Source organism: Streptomyces sp. NPDC015125 (assembly GCF_043080045.1).
GTDB lineage: Bacteria > Actinomycetota > Actinomycetes > Streptomycetales > Streptomycetaceae > Streptomyces.
Genome location: NZ_JBIBVF010000002.1, coordinates 441,137 through 453,432 on the forward strand (window position 1 = coordinate 441,137; position 12,296 = coordinate 453,432).

The 12,296-nt window shown below is 70.0% G+C and carries 15 protein-coding genes; 6 read left to right on the forward strand and 9 right to left on the reverse strand.

Translation table 11 applies throughout. The features are described 5' to 3' along the window. Window positions 1-10: 10 nt before the first annotated feature. The 4 genes from ACF088_RS06970 to ACF088_RS06985 all read right to left on the reverse strand — a co-directional run bounded on the left by ACF088_RS06970 (window position 11) and on the right by ACF088_RS06985 (window position 3,900). Entirely contained in the window at window positions 11-1,030 is a 1,020-nt protein-coding gene (locus ACF088_RS06970; RefSeq protein ID WP_392374350.1) for a hemolysin family protein, read from the reverse strand. Further along, a complete protein-coding gene (locus tag ACF088_RS06975) occupies window positions 1,027-2,370 on the reverse strand; it encodes a hemolysin family protein (RefSeq protein WP_392374351.1) in 1,344 nt (447 codons plus the stop codon). Before ACF088_RS06975 ends, ACF088_RS06970 begins: the two co-directional genes overlap by 4 nt. Before the next feature lie 282 nt (window positions 2,371-2,652). Continuing rightward, on the reverse strand, window positions 2,653-3,078 hold the full coding sequence (locus tag ACF088_RS06980; RefSeq protein WP_392374352.1) for a GNAT family N-acetyltransferase: 426 nt from the start codon (window positions 3,076-3,078) through the stop codon (window positions 2,653-2,655). A gap of 156 nt (window positions 3,079-3,234) precedes the next feature. Next, window positions 3,235-3,900 carry a 1,4-alpha-glucan branching protein gene (locus tag ACF088_RS06985; RefSeq protein ID WP_392374353.1) on the reverse strand — a complete coding sequence of 222 codons (666 nt, stop codon included), beginning with the start codon at window positions 3,898-3,900 and terminating at the stop codon, window positions 3,235-3,237. A 361-nt stretch (window positions 3,901-4,261) separates the two neighbouring features. On the opposite strand from ACF088_RS06985, the gene ACF088_RS06990 reads away from it, so the two are divergent. Then, the gene (locus ACF088_RS06990; RefSeq protein WP_392374354.1) at window positions 4,262-4,546 is read left to right on the forward strand and encodes a hypothetical protein; all 285 of its coding nucleotides are present in this window, start codon (window positions 4,262-4,264) and stop codon (window positions 4,544-4,546) included. 227 nt (window positions 4,547-4,773) lie between these two features. On the opposite strand, the gene ACF088_RS06995 is transcribed toward ACF088_RS06990, so the two are convergent. From ACF088_RS06995 to ACF088_RS07005, 3 genes are all read right to left on the reverse strand, one after another. Then, window positions 4,774-5,331 (reverse strand): pyridoxamine 5'-phosphate oxidase family protein, encoded by a 558-nt coding sequence (locus tag ACF088_RS06995; protein WP_392374355.1) that lies wholly within the window; start codon window positions 5,329-5,331, stop codon window positions 4,774-4,776. Window positions 5,332-5,908: 577 nt separating this feature from the next. Next, a complete protein-coding gene (locus ACF088_RS07000; RefSeq protein WP_392374356.1) occupies window positions 5,909-6,382 on the reverse strand; it encodes a carboxymuconolactone decarboxylase family protein in 474 nt (157 codons plus the stop codon). Window positions 6,383-6,735: 353 nt separating this feature from the next. Beyond that, on the reverse strand, window positions 6,736-7,485 hold the full coding sequence (locus ACF088_RS07005) for a MerR family transcriptional regulator (protein WP_392374357.1): 750 nt from the start codon (window positions 7,483-7,485) through the stop codon (window positions 6,736-6,738). Window positions 7,486-7,532: 47 nt separating this feature from the next. On the opposite strand from ACF088_RS07005, the gene ACF088_RS07010 reads away from it, so the two are divergent. The 5 genes from ACF088_RS07010 (at window position 7,533) to ACF088_RS07030 (ending at window position 10,409) form a co-directional block, all read left to right on the forward strand. Further along, window positions 7,533-7,988 (forward strand): DUF6194 family protein, encoded by a 456-nt coding sequence (locus ACF088_RS07010; protein WP_392374981.1) that lies wholly within the window; start codon window positions 7,533-7,535, stop codon window positions 7,986-7,988. A gap of 301 nt (window positions 7,989-8,289) precedes the next feature. Then, the gene (locus ACF088_RS07015; RefSeq protein ID WP_392374358.1) at window positions 8,290-9,027 is read left to right on the forward strand and encodes an SDR family oxidoreductase; all 738 of its coding nucleotides are present in this window, start codon (window positions 8,290-8,292) and stop codon (window positions 9,025-9,027) included. Between the two features lie 26 nt (window positions 9,028-9,053). Beyond that, window positions 9,054-9,527, forward strand: coding sequence for a nuclear transport factor 2 family protein (locus ACF088_RS07020; RefSeq protein WP_392374359.1), 474 nt, complete (start codon window positions 9,054-9,056; stop codon window positions 9,525-9,527). Between the two features lie 241 nt (window positions 9,528-9,768). Next, window positions 9,769-10,041, forward strand: a complete 273-nt coding sequence (locus ACF088_RS07025) for a toxin-antitoxin system HicB family antitoxin (RefSeq protein WP_392374360.1) — start codon at window positions 9,769-9,771, stop codon at window positions 10,039-10,041. Further along, window positions 10,038-10,409 carry a fic family toxin-antitoxin system, toxin component gene (locus tag ACF088_RS07030; protein ID WP_392374361.1) on the forward strand — a complete coding sequence of 124 codons (372 nt, stop codon included), beginning with the start codon at window positions 10,038-10,040 and terminating at the stop codon, window positions 10,407-10,409. Before ACF088_RS07025 ends, ACF088_RS07030 begins: the two co-directional genes overlap by 4 nt. A gap of 86 nt (window positions 10,410-10,495) precedes the next feature. Here ACF088_RS07030 and ACF088_RS07035 read toward each other — a convergent pair whose 3' ends face one another. Together ACF088_RS07035 and bioD are read right to left on the reverse strand one after the other, a co-directional pair. Continuing rightward, window positions 10,496-11,185, reverse strand: coding sequence for a class I SAM-dependent methyltransferase (locus ACF088_RS07035; protein WP_392374362.1), 690 nt, complete (start codon window positions 11,183-11,185; stop codon window positions 10,496-10,498). Between the two features lie 158 nt (window positions 11,186-11,343). Beyond that, window positions 11,344-12,045 carry a dethiobiotin synthase gene (bioD, locus tag ACF088_RS07040; protein ID WP_392374363.1) on the reverse strand — a complete coding sequence of 234 codons (702 nt, stop codon included), beginning with the start codon at window positions 12,043-12,045 and terminating at the stop codon, window positions 11,344-11,346. Between the last annotated feature and the right edge of the window lie 251 nt (window positions 12,046-12,296).

Sequence of the window (12,296 nt, forward strand, 5' to 3'; positions counted from 1 at the left end):
CGCCCCTTCGTCAGGCCGCGGGCCGCTGCAGCACCAGCTCCCGGAGCACGTCCTCCATCGTCACCAGCCCGGCCAGCCGCCCGTCCTCGCCGATCACCGCGGCCAGATGCGTACGGGATCCGCGCATCGCCGTCAGCACGTCGTCCAGCAGCGTCGAGGCCTTGACCCGGGCGATCGGGCGCAGCGCGGACACCGGGAAGGGCACCTCGCGCGGGGTGGCGTCCAGCGCGTCCTTGACGTGCAGATAGCCGAGGATGCGGCGGGTGTCGTCGACGACGGGGAAGCGGGAGAAGCCGGACTCGGCGGCCAGCTGCTCCAGCTCCTCGGGCGTGGTCCCCATCCGCGCGGAGACGACCTTCTCGACCGGCAGCACCACATCCCTGACCGGGCGGCGGCCCAGCTCCAGGGCGTCCCGCAGCCGCTCCTGCGCCCGTTCGTCGAGCAGCCCGGCCGCCCGCGAATCCTCGACCATCTTCGCCAGCTGGTCGTCCGAGAAGGTCGCGGCGACCTCGTCCCTGGTCTCCACCCGCAGCAGCTTGAGCAGTGCATTGGCGAGTGCATTGATCGCGAAGATCACCGGGCGCAGCGCCCGGGTCAGCGCGACCAGCGGCGGCCCGAGCATCAGGGCGCTGCGGACCGGCTCGGCCAGTGCGACGTTCTTCGGCACCATCTCGCCGAAGAGCATGTGCAGATAGGTGGCCAGCGACAGCGCGATCACGAACGAGATCGGATGGATCAGCGTCGCCGAGATCCCCACCGCGTGGAACACCGGCTCCAGGAGATGCGCGATGGCCGGCTCGGCGACCGCGCCCAGCACCAGGGTGCACAGCGTGATGCCGAGCTGGGCGGCCGCCAGCAGGGCCGAGACATGCTGCAGACCCCACATCACGCTGGTCGCCCGGCGGTCACCGCGCTCGGCGTACGGCTCGATCTGGCTGCGACGCACCGAGATCAGGGCGAATTCGGCGCCCACGAAGAAGGCGTTGACGACCAGCGTCAGCAGGCCCACGAAAAGCTGCACCCCGATCATCGGCGGGCCTCCGCGTCCTGCTCGTCGTGGCTGCCCGGGAGCGGGGCGTGCAGCAGCACCCGCGCGGCACGATGACCGGAGGCGTCCAGCACGTCCATCCGCCAGCCGGCCACCTCCAGGGTGTCGCCGGCCACCGGTATGCGGCCGAGTTCGGTGGCGACCAGTCCGGCGAGGGTCTCGTACGGGCCCTCGGGCAGCCACAGACCGATCCGCTGCAGCTGGTCGGTGCGAGCGGAGCCGTCGGCCTGGTAGACCCTGCGGCCCTCGGCGTCGGTGCCGGCCGGCGCCAGGTCGGGGGTCTCCATCGGATCGTGTTCGTCGCGGACCTCACCGACCACTTCCTCGACGATGTCCTCCAGGGTCACCACGCCGGCCGTGCCGCCGTATTCGTCGATGACCACGGCCATCGTGCGCCTGCCGGAGAGCCGGTCCAGCAGCCGGTCCACGGTCAGCGTCGTGGGCACCAGCAGCGGCTCGCGCACCAGCTCGGACACCGGATGCCGCGGCCGGCGTCCGGCCGGGACGGTGAGGACGTCCTTGATGTGCGCCACCCCGACGACACTGTCCAGGCTGCCGCGGTAGACGGGGAAGCGGGACAGTCCGGTCGCCCGGGTCGCATTGGCCACATCCTCCGCGGTGGACTGCACCTCCAGCGCGATCACCTGTACTCGCGGGGTCATGACGTTCTCCGCGGTCAGATCGGCGAGGTTGAGGGTGCGGACGAACAGCTCGGCGGTGTCGGGCTCCAGCGCGCCTTCCTTGGCGGAGTGCCGCGCGAGTGCCACCAGCTCCTGCGGACCGCGCGCCGAGGCCAGTTCCTCGGCGGGCTCCAGACCCATCCGGCGGACCATGCGGTTCGCGGCATTGTTGAGATGCCGGATCAGCGGCTTGAAGGCGGCACTGAAGCCGCGCTGCGCGGTGGCGACCCGCTTCGCGATGACCAGCGGGTCGGAGATGGCCCAGTTCTTCGGCACCAGCTCGCCGACGACCATCAGGACGACGGTCGAGATCGCCGTTCCGAGCACCAGGGCGGCCGATTCCGCCACCGAATGCGGCAGGCCCATCGCGTCCAGCGGTCCCGCCAGCAGAGTGGCGATCGCCGGTTTGGACAGCATGCCGATGACCAGGCCGGTGACGGTGATGCCGAGCTGGGCGCCGGAGAGCTGGAAGGTGAGGCTGCGGACCGCCTTCAGCCCGCTGTCCGCGCCCCGGTCGCCGCGCTCGGCGGCGCGTTCGAGGTCGCTGCGCTCGACGGTCGTCAGGGAGAACTCGGCGGCGACGAAGACCCCGCAGGCCAGGGTCAGAAGGAGTGCCACGCCCAGAAAGAGCAGGTCGATCATCGAGTCACCTCCGTCCCATGATCGAACAGGATCGGGAGGTTCGCGCTCTGTCGAAAGGATGATCGACGACTAGGAGGCTCGTCCATGGCTGGACGCTCACACACCTTTCACTCGGGGGAGGGGAGACTCCATGGTAAAGGATCAGCAAAGTGGATGACCGAGGCGAGCCCGTCCCGTGCCGCGGGCCGGGGCGAGCCCGTCCCGTGCCGCGGGCCGGGGCGGGCTCTTTGTGCGTCGGTGCGTCGGTGCGTCGGTGCGTCGGTGCCGGCCGGGGGGCTCCGCTCAGCCGTCGAGATGCTTGACCCAGCGGCTCCACTGCGGCTCGGGCGCGTAGTCCGCCGCGCGCCACGCATGCTGCGCCGCTTCATTGTGGTCCAGCACCATCGCATCGCCGCGCCGGCCGCCCAGCGCACGGAACCGCTCCTCGGCGGCTGTCAGCAGCGCACCGCCGATGCCCTGCCTGCGGTGCCCGGGGTGTACGGCCAGCCGGTAGAGGTGGCAGCGCCATCCGTCGAAGCCGGCTATCACGGTTCCCGCGAGGGTGCCGTCGCGCTCGGCCAGGAGCAGCGCTTCGGGGTCTCGGGTCACAAGTCGGGCCACTCCGTCGTGGTCGTCGCTGATGCTCGTTCCTTCCGCGGCGTCGCGCCAGAACTGCAACACGGTGTCGATGTCCGAGAGGGTGGCGCAGCGGATCTGGAGATCATTCATGGGACGAGCCAAACAGAGCGTCGGCCTGTCCGGCGAACGGTTTCCGTGCCGGGAGCCGACGGAGGCGGCGGGCTCGGTTCCGGTTTGCGTGCGCCGCGATCCCCTCGGGCCGGAGCGTCAGGTTTCCCGGGTTTGCGAGAACCTACGGCACAGCCCTTAGCTCCGAGGTCCGGTGTGCAAGGTGGCGAACAGGCCCACGGCCCGGCTGCCATCCGGCATGTGCCAGGAGCCGGCGACGTGACCGGTCGTTCCCCCCGGGGAGAGGGGCGAGGCGTCCGGGGCGGGCCGAAGTGCCCGGTGCAATCGGAGGCTCGCGCCGTTCAGCGTGGGCAGTTCCGTGCTCTCCTGGGTTTCGGTGGCAGCTGTGGCGAGGCTCATGGGGATGGGGCCTTCGCCGGCATAGGCGCAGGTGACGTCCCGGGCCGGGACGCCGGTGGTGTTCTGGTCCTGGGCCTGGGCCCGGCCCTCGATCAGAGCCGGCAACTGGTCGATCAGCACCGGGTCGTGGCAGCCGTCGTAGACCCAGCGCCGCCCCAGCACTCCGTGCTCCATGGTGCCGACGAGGGCGTGCTCGGCCCGGTCGAGCGGGGCGCCGCGATAGGTGAGCGGAACGAGGTAGGCGGTAGGGCCAGGTCCGGAGGCGTCGGTGACCACGATGAACTCGATCCCGACCTCGCCTTGCGGATCGTCCAGCCGGAAGCCACCGGCGTTGGCCAGCTTCGGCCCTCCCGCGCTGTCGCGGTACCACGGACGGGAGGGGAGCCAGGAGGCGAGGAGTTCCAGTTTGGTCGGTTTGAGGCGGGTGTGGTGGATGACAGCCATGCCGAGCATTCTCCCGATACGTGGATGTGAGCCCTCCCACCTTTCCAGCTGCACCGCGCTGATGGTGCGGTTATCCCGGCGTTGAGGTCCACGACGGGCCGAACTGGCCTGCACTGGCCGTCTGGTTGGCCGGTGACCGCCGTAGCAGCGGAGCACAAAAGGAAGATGAACCATCCCGGCGGCGTACCAGGCGAACAGGAGGCGCGAAGGGGCCGTCGTTCTGGGCATGCTGTCTTGGTGTCGCCCCGCTGCCGGCGGCTCGCACAGGCGGCACAGGCGGCACATGCGGCCCAGGCCCGCACCGGGAGGCCGGTCGTCGGGTTAATTTTTTCCGGGCTTTCATCGAAAGTGAGGCGGGAAAATGTGGTCAGGCAGGCATGACAGCTACTTCGAGGAAACCGCAAGAGCGGTCGCCGAGCAGTTACAGCGACGCCGCTCCAGGGAGCGCGCCAAGGCCGTCAAGTACAGCAGAGAACAGGCCGAACAGAGCCGCAAGATCACCCATGAGGCCGAGGCCGCCGAACTGGAACGTCTCGCGGTTCTCGGGCAGATCCCACAGGCCGAATACAAGGCCCGCACGGCCGCTTTGGAAGAAGATTCCGAATACGGCGGCAGGTGTGCGGGGCCGGGACCGACGTGGGACTGAGCATGCAGGCTGGTTGGCCTTTTGACGGTGCCGTCGGCTGTTCCGGCGTTGTCACGGCAGTCCACCGGCAAACACTTCTCTCCGCGAGCCCGGAACGGTGACAGTGGTGCCGACCGACGGCTGGGGTCCGGCGTGACAGGCCCGTTCCGGCCGTGACAGGCCATTCCGCCCGCTCCGCCTGCTCTGCCCGCTCCGCCCTGCGACGCACAGCCTTGTGGCCCGATCTCTCAGAACGCCCACCGAGTATGGGTGTACACCCCGTCATCCCGACCGAAGCCGTACGCCGTTACCGGGGCCACCGCGAACACCACCGCGTCCCCCCTCCGGAATGCCTCCCCGATCCCGTGGAAGGTGCCCTCGGGCGAGGTGATGTGCGGCCCGTACTTCGCCTCGTACGCCGCGATCACCTGGTCCAGTACCGCCGGATCGGCAACCGGCTCCGCCTTGCCCTCGACCACGAGGTCGAGCCCTTCGGTGAGCGAGTTCCTCCCGGTGGTCAGCGCACAGCGCCCATCATGAGCGAGGTTCTTCGCCTTCTGCTCCCCCGCGCCGGTGGAGAAGTACAGCACCCCGTCGTGCCAGGCGGCGATCACGGGAGTGACGTGCAGCCGGCCGTCGGGCCGCACCGTGGACACCCAGAAGATCTCGGCGGCCGTCAACTGCTGCTGGGCCTCGGCCCACCCGGTGGCGGTGACGTCCGCGGCCCCCGGGCGGGGATTGAACGCGGAGCTATAGCGGGCGTCGAGTTCGGTCGTGGGCTGCTTTGCGGGGCCGTGTGTCGGCATGGCGGATCTCCTTCCCTCTTCCCTCCCATAACGACCGGCTGCCCGCGCCGAAGTCACCGCCAGGGCCATTTGTGTCCCCGCACGCCCGATGAGGGACAGGGACGGCTACGGCCCGCGGGCCCCGGCCAGGAGCAGCCGCCGCATGACGGTGGCCGGCCCGCTGAAGACAGGTGGAACAACGACCGGCTGGACGGCACGGGGAGGAGCTTGCCGTGACGGATATCGAGGTGCCGGGGCCCGCCCCCGACTGGCAGGAAGCCACCAGCCCGCCCTGGACATCCTCCTTGAGGTGGTCGGGATCGGAGAGGAAGCCGTTGTCTTCCGTGGAGATGCCCACGAAGACCCGGCTGCGCAGTCCTCCGCGAGGCACGAAGAGGTCCGGCTTCCCCAGGGCCCGGGCATCGCCCCGGGGACCTCTCGCCGGTCACGGCTTCGCCGCCTCTTCGGTGCAGCACCATCCTCTTCATGACGTCGCCGAGGGGCGTAACAGCGTCGGCCCGGGGCGTAGGGGACAGGTGATGCGGCCCGCCGCAGCCGCAGTGGCACCGGGCTCCAGCAGCCTGCCGGCCGCTCCGGGTTAGGCGAACTGTCCGGGTCGGTAGTCGCCGGCGGGCTGCTGGATGAGGACGTTCGCCCGGTTGAAGGCGTTGATGAGGGCGATGGCGCAGACCAGGGCGGCCAACTGCTCCTCGTCGTAGTGCTTGGCGGCGTTCGCCCACGTCTCGTCCATGACCCCACCGGCCGCATCCGCGATACGGGTGCCCTGCTCCGTCAGTTCCAGCGCGGCCCGTTCGGCCTCGGTGAAGACCGTGGCCTCCCGCCACGCCGCGACCAGGTTGAGACGTACCGAGGTCTCACCGGCCGCGGCGGCGTCCTTGCTGTGCATGTCGGTGCAGAAGCCGCACCCGTTGATCTGACTGGCGCGGAGCTTCACCAACTCCTGCGTCGCGGCCGGCAGCGTCGAGTCCTCCAGCACCTTGCCTGCCGCAATGATGTGCTGGAAGACCTTGCCCATGGTCGGACTGCCGAAGGCGTTCAATCGGGCGCTCATGGTGCTCTCCTCTGTCGTTGTCGGTGCTTGCGTTGTCGCTCGTTATCGCTGCTTACACACTGATGACGACACAGCTCGGCAAGATGTGACATGAACGCCTGACCTGCGGCTTACCTACCGCGTCGCAGGGGGACCACTGCGACGACGTACACGTCCAGTACGAGAGGGCACCCCTGGCCCCGGATGTTCCGTGCCACCGAATCTTGAGCACGTGCCAACAAGGGTCCGGGGCGGGGGCTTGTCGTCAGTCCCATGACGCTGTGGCACGAGGGGGGACGTGACCGGTCGCGCTCAGAGGGACAGCCAGCCGCCCTTGTGGCGCGTCTGCCGGTCATGTGTCACCTGGTCGTGCGTCATCCGGTCGCCGGTGCCTGGCCCGACTCGACGACGGTGGCCAGGTCTGCGCCCGCTCGGAGGAGCCCCACGGTACGTGTGGCGATCTCCTCCACACGGTGCCGCAGGATGCGTTGGGCCTCTCCCGGACCGTCGAGTTGCCGCAGGGCGTCCATGGCCTCGCGCACGGCGGGAATGCCGTAGCCGGCGCCGCGGAGAGCCACCACGATGCGCGCTGCCCGGATGGCCGGCAGACCGTAGCGACGTGCTCGCAGTGACGTCACCCGCTCGGGGGCGACAAGCCCTTCCTGCTCCCAGAAACGCAGGGTCGAGGGACGTACGCGGAGCGCTTCGGCGAGCTCCGTGATCGTCATCGCTTCACTCTCGTGCTCGCACTCGGTGGCATCCGCTTCGGCCTGGATCGCCCGCAACGCCCGTTGAGCGCGCAGCGCCTCCTCGCGTTCCCGAGCGAGCCGGGCATGGACCGCATTGATTGCCGAGGCCGCCTCCGCGACCGTCTCCGTTCGCAGCCGCGCGAGCATCTGCCGGGCTGCGACAGGACCGATGGCACCCGCGAGTCCCCGGTAGGCCCGAAGAGCGTGCACATGAAGCGGTGTGTAGGAGCGGTAGCCATTGCTCGATCGAGCGGCTGCGGGAATGACGCCCAGCCGTTCCAGGTCGCGTACCTGCTGCACCGAGTACCCCGACTCTCTGGCTACGTCGACGGTTCGCAGCAGTCCCCGTTGCGAACCGCTCACCAGCTCGCCCATCGGCCAACCCCACATAAGCACTTGAAGGTGATCCTTGAACCATGAGTATGGAACAGATCATCACGGCCGTACGAGGCTTCGACGGCGCGCTCGTGGTCGTCCCGGAGCCGGGCGGCGACTTCCCCGAGTTCACATGGGGAGATGCATTTTTCTACTTCGCCCCCGACGGTCAGATGCCCCAGAACGTCCAGCCTTACGGCACGATCGTCGTCAAGAACTACCCCGACGACGCCGCTTCCGCCCTTGACGCTCCGGGCCGGTGGCGCGTGAACATCCACGTCGACCGGGCGACGTTCCGGGAACTCACCGGGGAGGAGTCACGCAGCCTCACCCGGCCTCGCGACTACGCTGCCGCCGACAGGGTGATCCCGCACCCGGTATACGGGGCACTCGGCTGGCTCGCTGTCGTCAATCCGGGGGAGCGGACCACGGACACGGTGGTGCAGCTTCTGCGCGGGGCCCATGACGCGGCTCGTGCGAGGTTTGCGCGGCGCCGGTCGTAGGAGGCCGGCCCTACCGCGCCGGTCCGCAGCCGTGCGCAGCGGCGTGCCCGGTGCGCGCGGCGTGCCCGCGAGGTACGGGGCGTGCCCGATGTACGGGGCGTGCCCTACGTACGGGCTGTGCGCGAAGAAGAGTCTCCAAGAGAGCGTCGCTGATCACCACTTCAGGCAGACCGACCGCCCCCCCGGCTGTGTCCCTGGGTGCGCCGTACCCAGGCACGGCCTGTCCTGGATGCTCCTTCCACCGCCGCCCAGACTCCGGAGAGCGGACCACCCGCCACGTTCTCTACAAGGAGGCAAAAACATGCCACCGACCACCACCAAGGTTGTCGCGATCACCGGTGCGAGCAGCGGCATCGGTGTGGCGACCGCACGCCGTCTGGCGGCGGACGGGCACCAGGTCTTTCTCGGTGCGCGCCGCACCGACCGGCTGCAGCGACTGGTCGAAGAGATCACGAAGGAGGGCGGCACCGCCGCCTTCGGAAAGCTGGACGTCACCGACGCCGCAGACACGCGCGCGTTCATCGATGCGACGCTGCGCCAGTACGGCCGGATCGACGCCCTCGTGAACAACGCGGGTGTGATGCCCCTCTCCCCGCTGGAGGCGCTCAAGACCGATGAGTGGGACCGCATGATCGACGTGAACGTGCGGGGAGTCCTGCACGGTATCGCCGCGGCCCTGCCCGCGATGCGCGCACAGGGCGGCGGGCACTTCGTGACCATCGCCTCCGTCGGCGCCTATGAGGTCTCGCCCACCGCCGCCGTCTACTGCGCCACCAAATTCGCCGTCCGTGCCATTTCCGAAGGACTGCGGCAGGAGTCAGCAGGGGACATCCGGGTCACTCTCGTCTCCCCCGGCGTGACCGAGTCCGAACTCGCGGACAGCATCTCCGACCCTGCGGCCAGGGAGGCGATGAAGACCTACCGCGCCGTGGCACTGCCCGCCTCAGCCATCGCGGAGGCCATCGCCTACGCCCTCGCACAGCCGCCGCAGGTCGATGTGAACGAGATCGTCGTCCGCCCCACCGCAAGCGCCCAGTGACCCACCCCGAAAGGAGAGGAGCAGGTATGCCACCCACTGCCACCGACTACGACAGCCTGGTACGAAGACTGCGGGACCTGGAGGACAAGGAAGCCCTGCACACCCTCATGATCCGAGGGTGGCGGGCACTGGACCGCAAGGACTGGCAGACCTGGATCGAATGCTGGGCCGACGACGCGGTGTTGGAGTTCGGGCGATGGGAGGAGATCCACGGGAAGGACGCGGTCCGGGCGACGGTGGAAGCAGCGGAATCGCCGTACCCGAGCATGCAGCATCACATCCTGAACATGCACTTCGACATAGACGGTGACCGGGCGACCGGTATCGGCTACATGTGGTTCGTCGCTGTCACCGAAGCCGGGAAGACCTCCTCCCCCTACGCGATGGGCGGCCCCTACGACTGGGAATTCAGCCGGGGCCCGAACGGCTGGCTCCTGACCCGCCAGCGGCTCGGCGTCTGGTGGACGCAAGGTGAGGACACCTTGAAGGCCTTCGAGTAAGGGGCCGGGAACATCATCGGCAGGAAACGGCCGTGGTGACGTCCGGCAGAGCAGAGCAGGGCAGGGCAGGGCAGGGCAGGGCAGGGCAGGGCAGGGCAGGGCAGGGCAGGGCAGGGCAGAGCACGGCAGAGCAGGGCAGGGCAGCGCAGCGGGCCATCGGCTCGTGGCTGCCCTCCCCTCGCCTGCCGCCCGGCCCGGCCCGTGCTTGCCGCTGCTAGCGGATGCGCGCTAGCTTGGAGGGGTGGCGAAGACACAGCTGAACGTCCGCGTGGATGAGGCCACCGCCGAAGCGGCGCGGGAGCGCGCCCTGCAGCGGGGAGTGAGCATGAATCGCTATATCGAGGAGCTCGTCCTCAAGGACGCCGGAGAGGTCGGCGAGACCTTCGTCGAGGCGGCCTCCGACTTCATGAAGCAGTACGAGCGTGTCTTCGCCGAGGAATTCGGCCTGGAACCGGGCGGTGCCGAGGGCGTCGCGACCACCACCCACCACGAAGGACTGCCGGGCACCACGTGACGCTGCGTATCGACCTCGCCTGGCTCCTACTGATCGCCGAACGGCACACGCCCGGAGACCCCCAGGTCACCGACTGGGGCGCCCTGGTGGCCGCCGTCAGCCGCCATGAAGCCGAAATATTCGGTGTGCCCGTCTACACCGAACCCCAGGACCGTGCCGCTTCCCTCCTTCAACTCCTGCTCCGAGTACCGGCGCTGGAGCGCTCGAATGCCATGTTCGCGACCGCCGTCGCCTATGGCTATCTCGTGGCCAGCGGACTGAAGATCACCATCTCTCCCGAGCAGGTCCGCGACCTCGCCCGCCTCGTCAAAGAGGGCACGGCCGACGTCCGCACCATCGCAGACGAACTGCGCACCTGGACGGTGTGAGCGACGGCTGCCGGCCTGCCGATGGGGGCGCTCAGTAGGCCGCCCGTCAACGGGACCGTCAGCCGGCCGGCCGTCGAGGAAGCCGCTCAGTCGGCCGGCCGCCGCGCCGTGCCCAGCACCGCCGGCGACGTGGGCAGCATCGGCCCGCGCTCCGGCACCTTCAGCCGGCGCACCCGCAGTACCTCGAACCCGGCCGTCCGGATCGCGCCCAGCGGATCCCGGCCGGTGTGACAGCCGCCCATCAGCAGTGGCCAGACCGTCCGGTCCAGTGACCACTGCACGGCCGCCAGCCCGCGCCCCGCGGCCCGCCCGTGCTCAAAGAACCGCAGCTCACCGCCCGGACGCAGCACCCGTCGCAGCTCCACCAGCGCGCGCTGCACCTCGCGCACGGAACACAGCACCAGCGACGCCACCGCGGTATCGAATGCCTCGCTCTTGACCGGCAGGGCCTCCGCCACTCCGGGCACCAGATCCACCGGCACCTGAGCACGTGCCGCCGCCGACCTGGCCACCTCCCGCAGTGTGGCCTCCGGTTCGATCGCCACCACTTCCGAGACCGTGCCCGGATAGTGCGCAAAGTTCAGCCCGCTCCCCGCGCCGACCTCGATGACCCGGCCGGTAGCGCCCGTCAGCAACTCCTTCCGGAGCGTGGCCACCCCCGCCCGCGCGTCCGCGGCCGGACCGCAGCAGCTCGCGTAGAAGCGGGCGAACACCGGGTGATGGACGCCGCCTTGCGGAACCGGCGGAACTTGCGGAACTCTCCTGCGCTGCCACATGACGGACCCTTTCGCCGACGATGCCCGCTCCCGCTGTCAGTCTCCCCACTTGCGCGGACCAGGAGCCGTACGGAGCGGCTCGGTCGGAGTGCGGAAATCTGTACGGGCCGCCCCCGGACGGGAAGGGCGCTCCGCGCGTGCCGTACGTCCCGCCGGCGTCACGAGGGAATACGGAATGTGCCCGAACCGCCGAGCACCGGCGCCAGCCAGTCGGGGGCCGTGGCGCGGAAGGCCCGCGGCGAGAGCCTGCCGGAGCCCTCCGGGATCAGGCCGAGGAGCGGTGTGCCCGCGGCGTCGGGGAGATCCGCCAGATTGCAGCGGGACGCCAGGTCGGGTTCGGCCGGCCAGCTGCCGACGACGACGCCCGGGGAGTCGAGCCCGTACGAGCGGAGCGCCAGCGCGGTCAGTGCGGTGGCGTTGAGGGTGCCCAGGCCCGCCTGGGCGACCACCAGGACGGGGGCGTCCACCAGCCGCGCGGCGTCGGCGAGCGTATGCCCGTCGGCGTCGAAGCGGACGAGCAGCCCGCCCGCGCCCTCGACCAGGACCAGATCGTGCGAGGCGTCCAGTTTGGCGGCGGCCTCGGCGATGTCCTGGGGGAGCACCGGCGGCAGACCGGCCCGCAGCGCGGCCGTCGAGGGCGCCAACGGGTCGGGGAAGCGGGCGAGTTCGGCGGTGGTGACCGGACCGGCCAGCCGTTCGACCTCCGCCGCATCGCCGCTCTCGTGCGCCGTGACGCCGGTCTGGGCCGGCTTGAGTACGGCCACCGAACGTCCCCGGGCGAGTGCCGCCGCGGCGATCGCAGCCGTGGTCACGGTTTTGCCGATCTCCGTGCCCGTGCCCGTCACGAACAGCACCGACATGGTCTGCCTCCGACTCTGCGCGGCGATCCCGCGCGGGGATAAGGGGGAATGGTTTCGGGGGGCGGCCCCCGTGTGCGACCGGATGACCGGTTCGTGGGTGACCGACGGTTCGTAGGCGAGCGGGGGACCGGTTCGTGGGTGACCGACGGCTCCTGCGGGACCGGCTCCTGCGTGACCGGCTCCTGCGGGAGCGGGCTTGCGGAGGGCGGCGGCGTCCGGCCGAGCGAACCCGGCCGGCCACCGCAGCCGGT

Excerpts from the sequence above, each read along its gene's own strand:
- ACF088_RS07005 (WP_392374357.1), bottom strand. The coding sequence starts at position 7,485 with ATGGGCGAGCTGGTGAGCGGTTCGCAACGGGGACTGCTGCGAACCGTC.
- ACF088_RS07010 (WP_392374981.1), top strand. The coding sequence starts at position 7,533 with ATGGAACAGATCATCACGGCCGTACGAGGCTTCGACGGCGCGCTCGTG.
- ACF088_RS07015 (WP_392374358.1), top strand. The coding sequence starts at position 8,290 with ATGCCACCGACCACCACCAAGGTTGTCGCGATCACCGGTGCGAGCAGC.
- ACF088_RS06985 (WP_392374353.1), bottom strand. The coding sequence starts at position 3,900 with ATGGCTGTCATCCACCACACCCGCCTCAAACCGACCAAACTGGAACTC.
- ACF088_RS06975 (WP_392374351.1), bottom strand. The coding sequence starts at position 2,370 with ATGATCGACCTGCTCTTTCTGGGCGTGGCACTCCTTCTGACCCTGGCC.
- ACF088_RS07035 (WP_392374362.1), bottom strand. The coding sequence starts at position 11,185 with ATGTGGCAGCGCAGGAGAGTTCCGCAAGTTCCGCCGGTTCCGCAAGGC.
- ACF088_RS06990 (WP_392374354.1), top strand. The coding sequence starts at position 4,262 with ATGTGGTCAGGCAGGCATGACAGCTACTTCGAGGAAACCGCAAGAGCG.
- bioD (WP_392374363.1), bottom strand. The coding sequence starts at position 12,045 with ATGTCGGTGCTGTTCGTGACGGGCACGGGCACGGAGATCGGCAAAACC.
- ACF088_RS06970 (WP_392374350.1), bottom strand. The coding sequence starts at position 1,030 with ATGATCGGGGTGCAGCTTTTCGTGGGCCTGCTGACGCTGGTCGTCAAC.
- ACF088_RS07000 (WP_392374356.1), bottom strand. The coding sequence starts at position 6,382 with ATGAGCGCCCGATTGAACGCCTTCGGCAGTCCGACCATGGGCAAGGTC.
- ACF088_RS06995 (WP_392374355.1), bottom strand. The coding sequence starts at position 5,331 with ATGCCGACACACGGCCCCGCAAAGCAGCCCACGACCGAACTCGACGCC.
- ACF088_RS06980 (WP_392374352.1), bottom strand. The coding sequence starts at position 3,078 with ATGAATGATCTCCAGATCCGCTGCGCCACCCTCTCGGACATCGACACC.
- ACF088_RS07020 (WP_392374359.1), top strand. The coding sequence starts at position 9,054 with ATGCCACCCACTGCCACCGACTACGACAGCCTGGTACGAAGACTGCGG.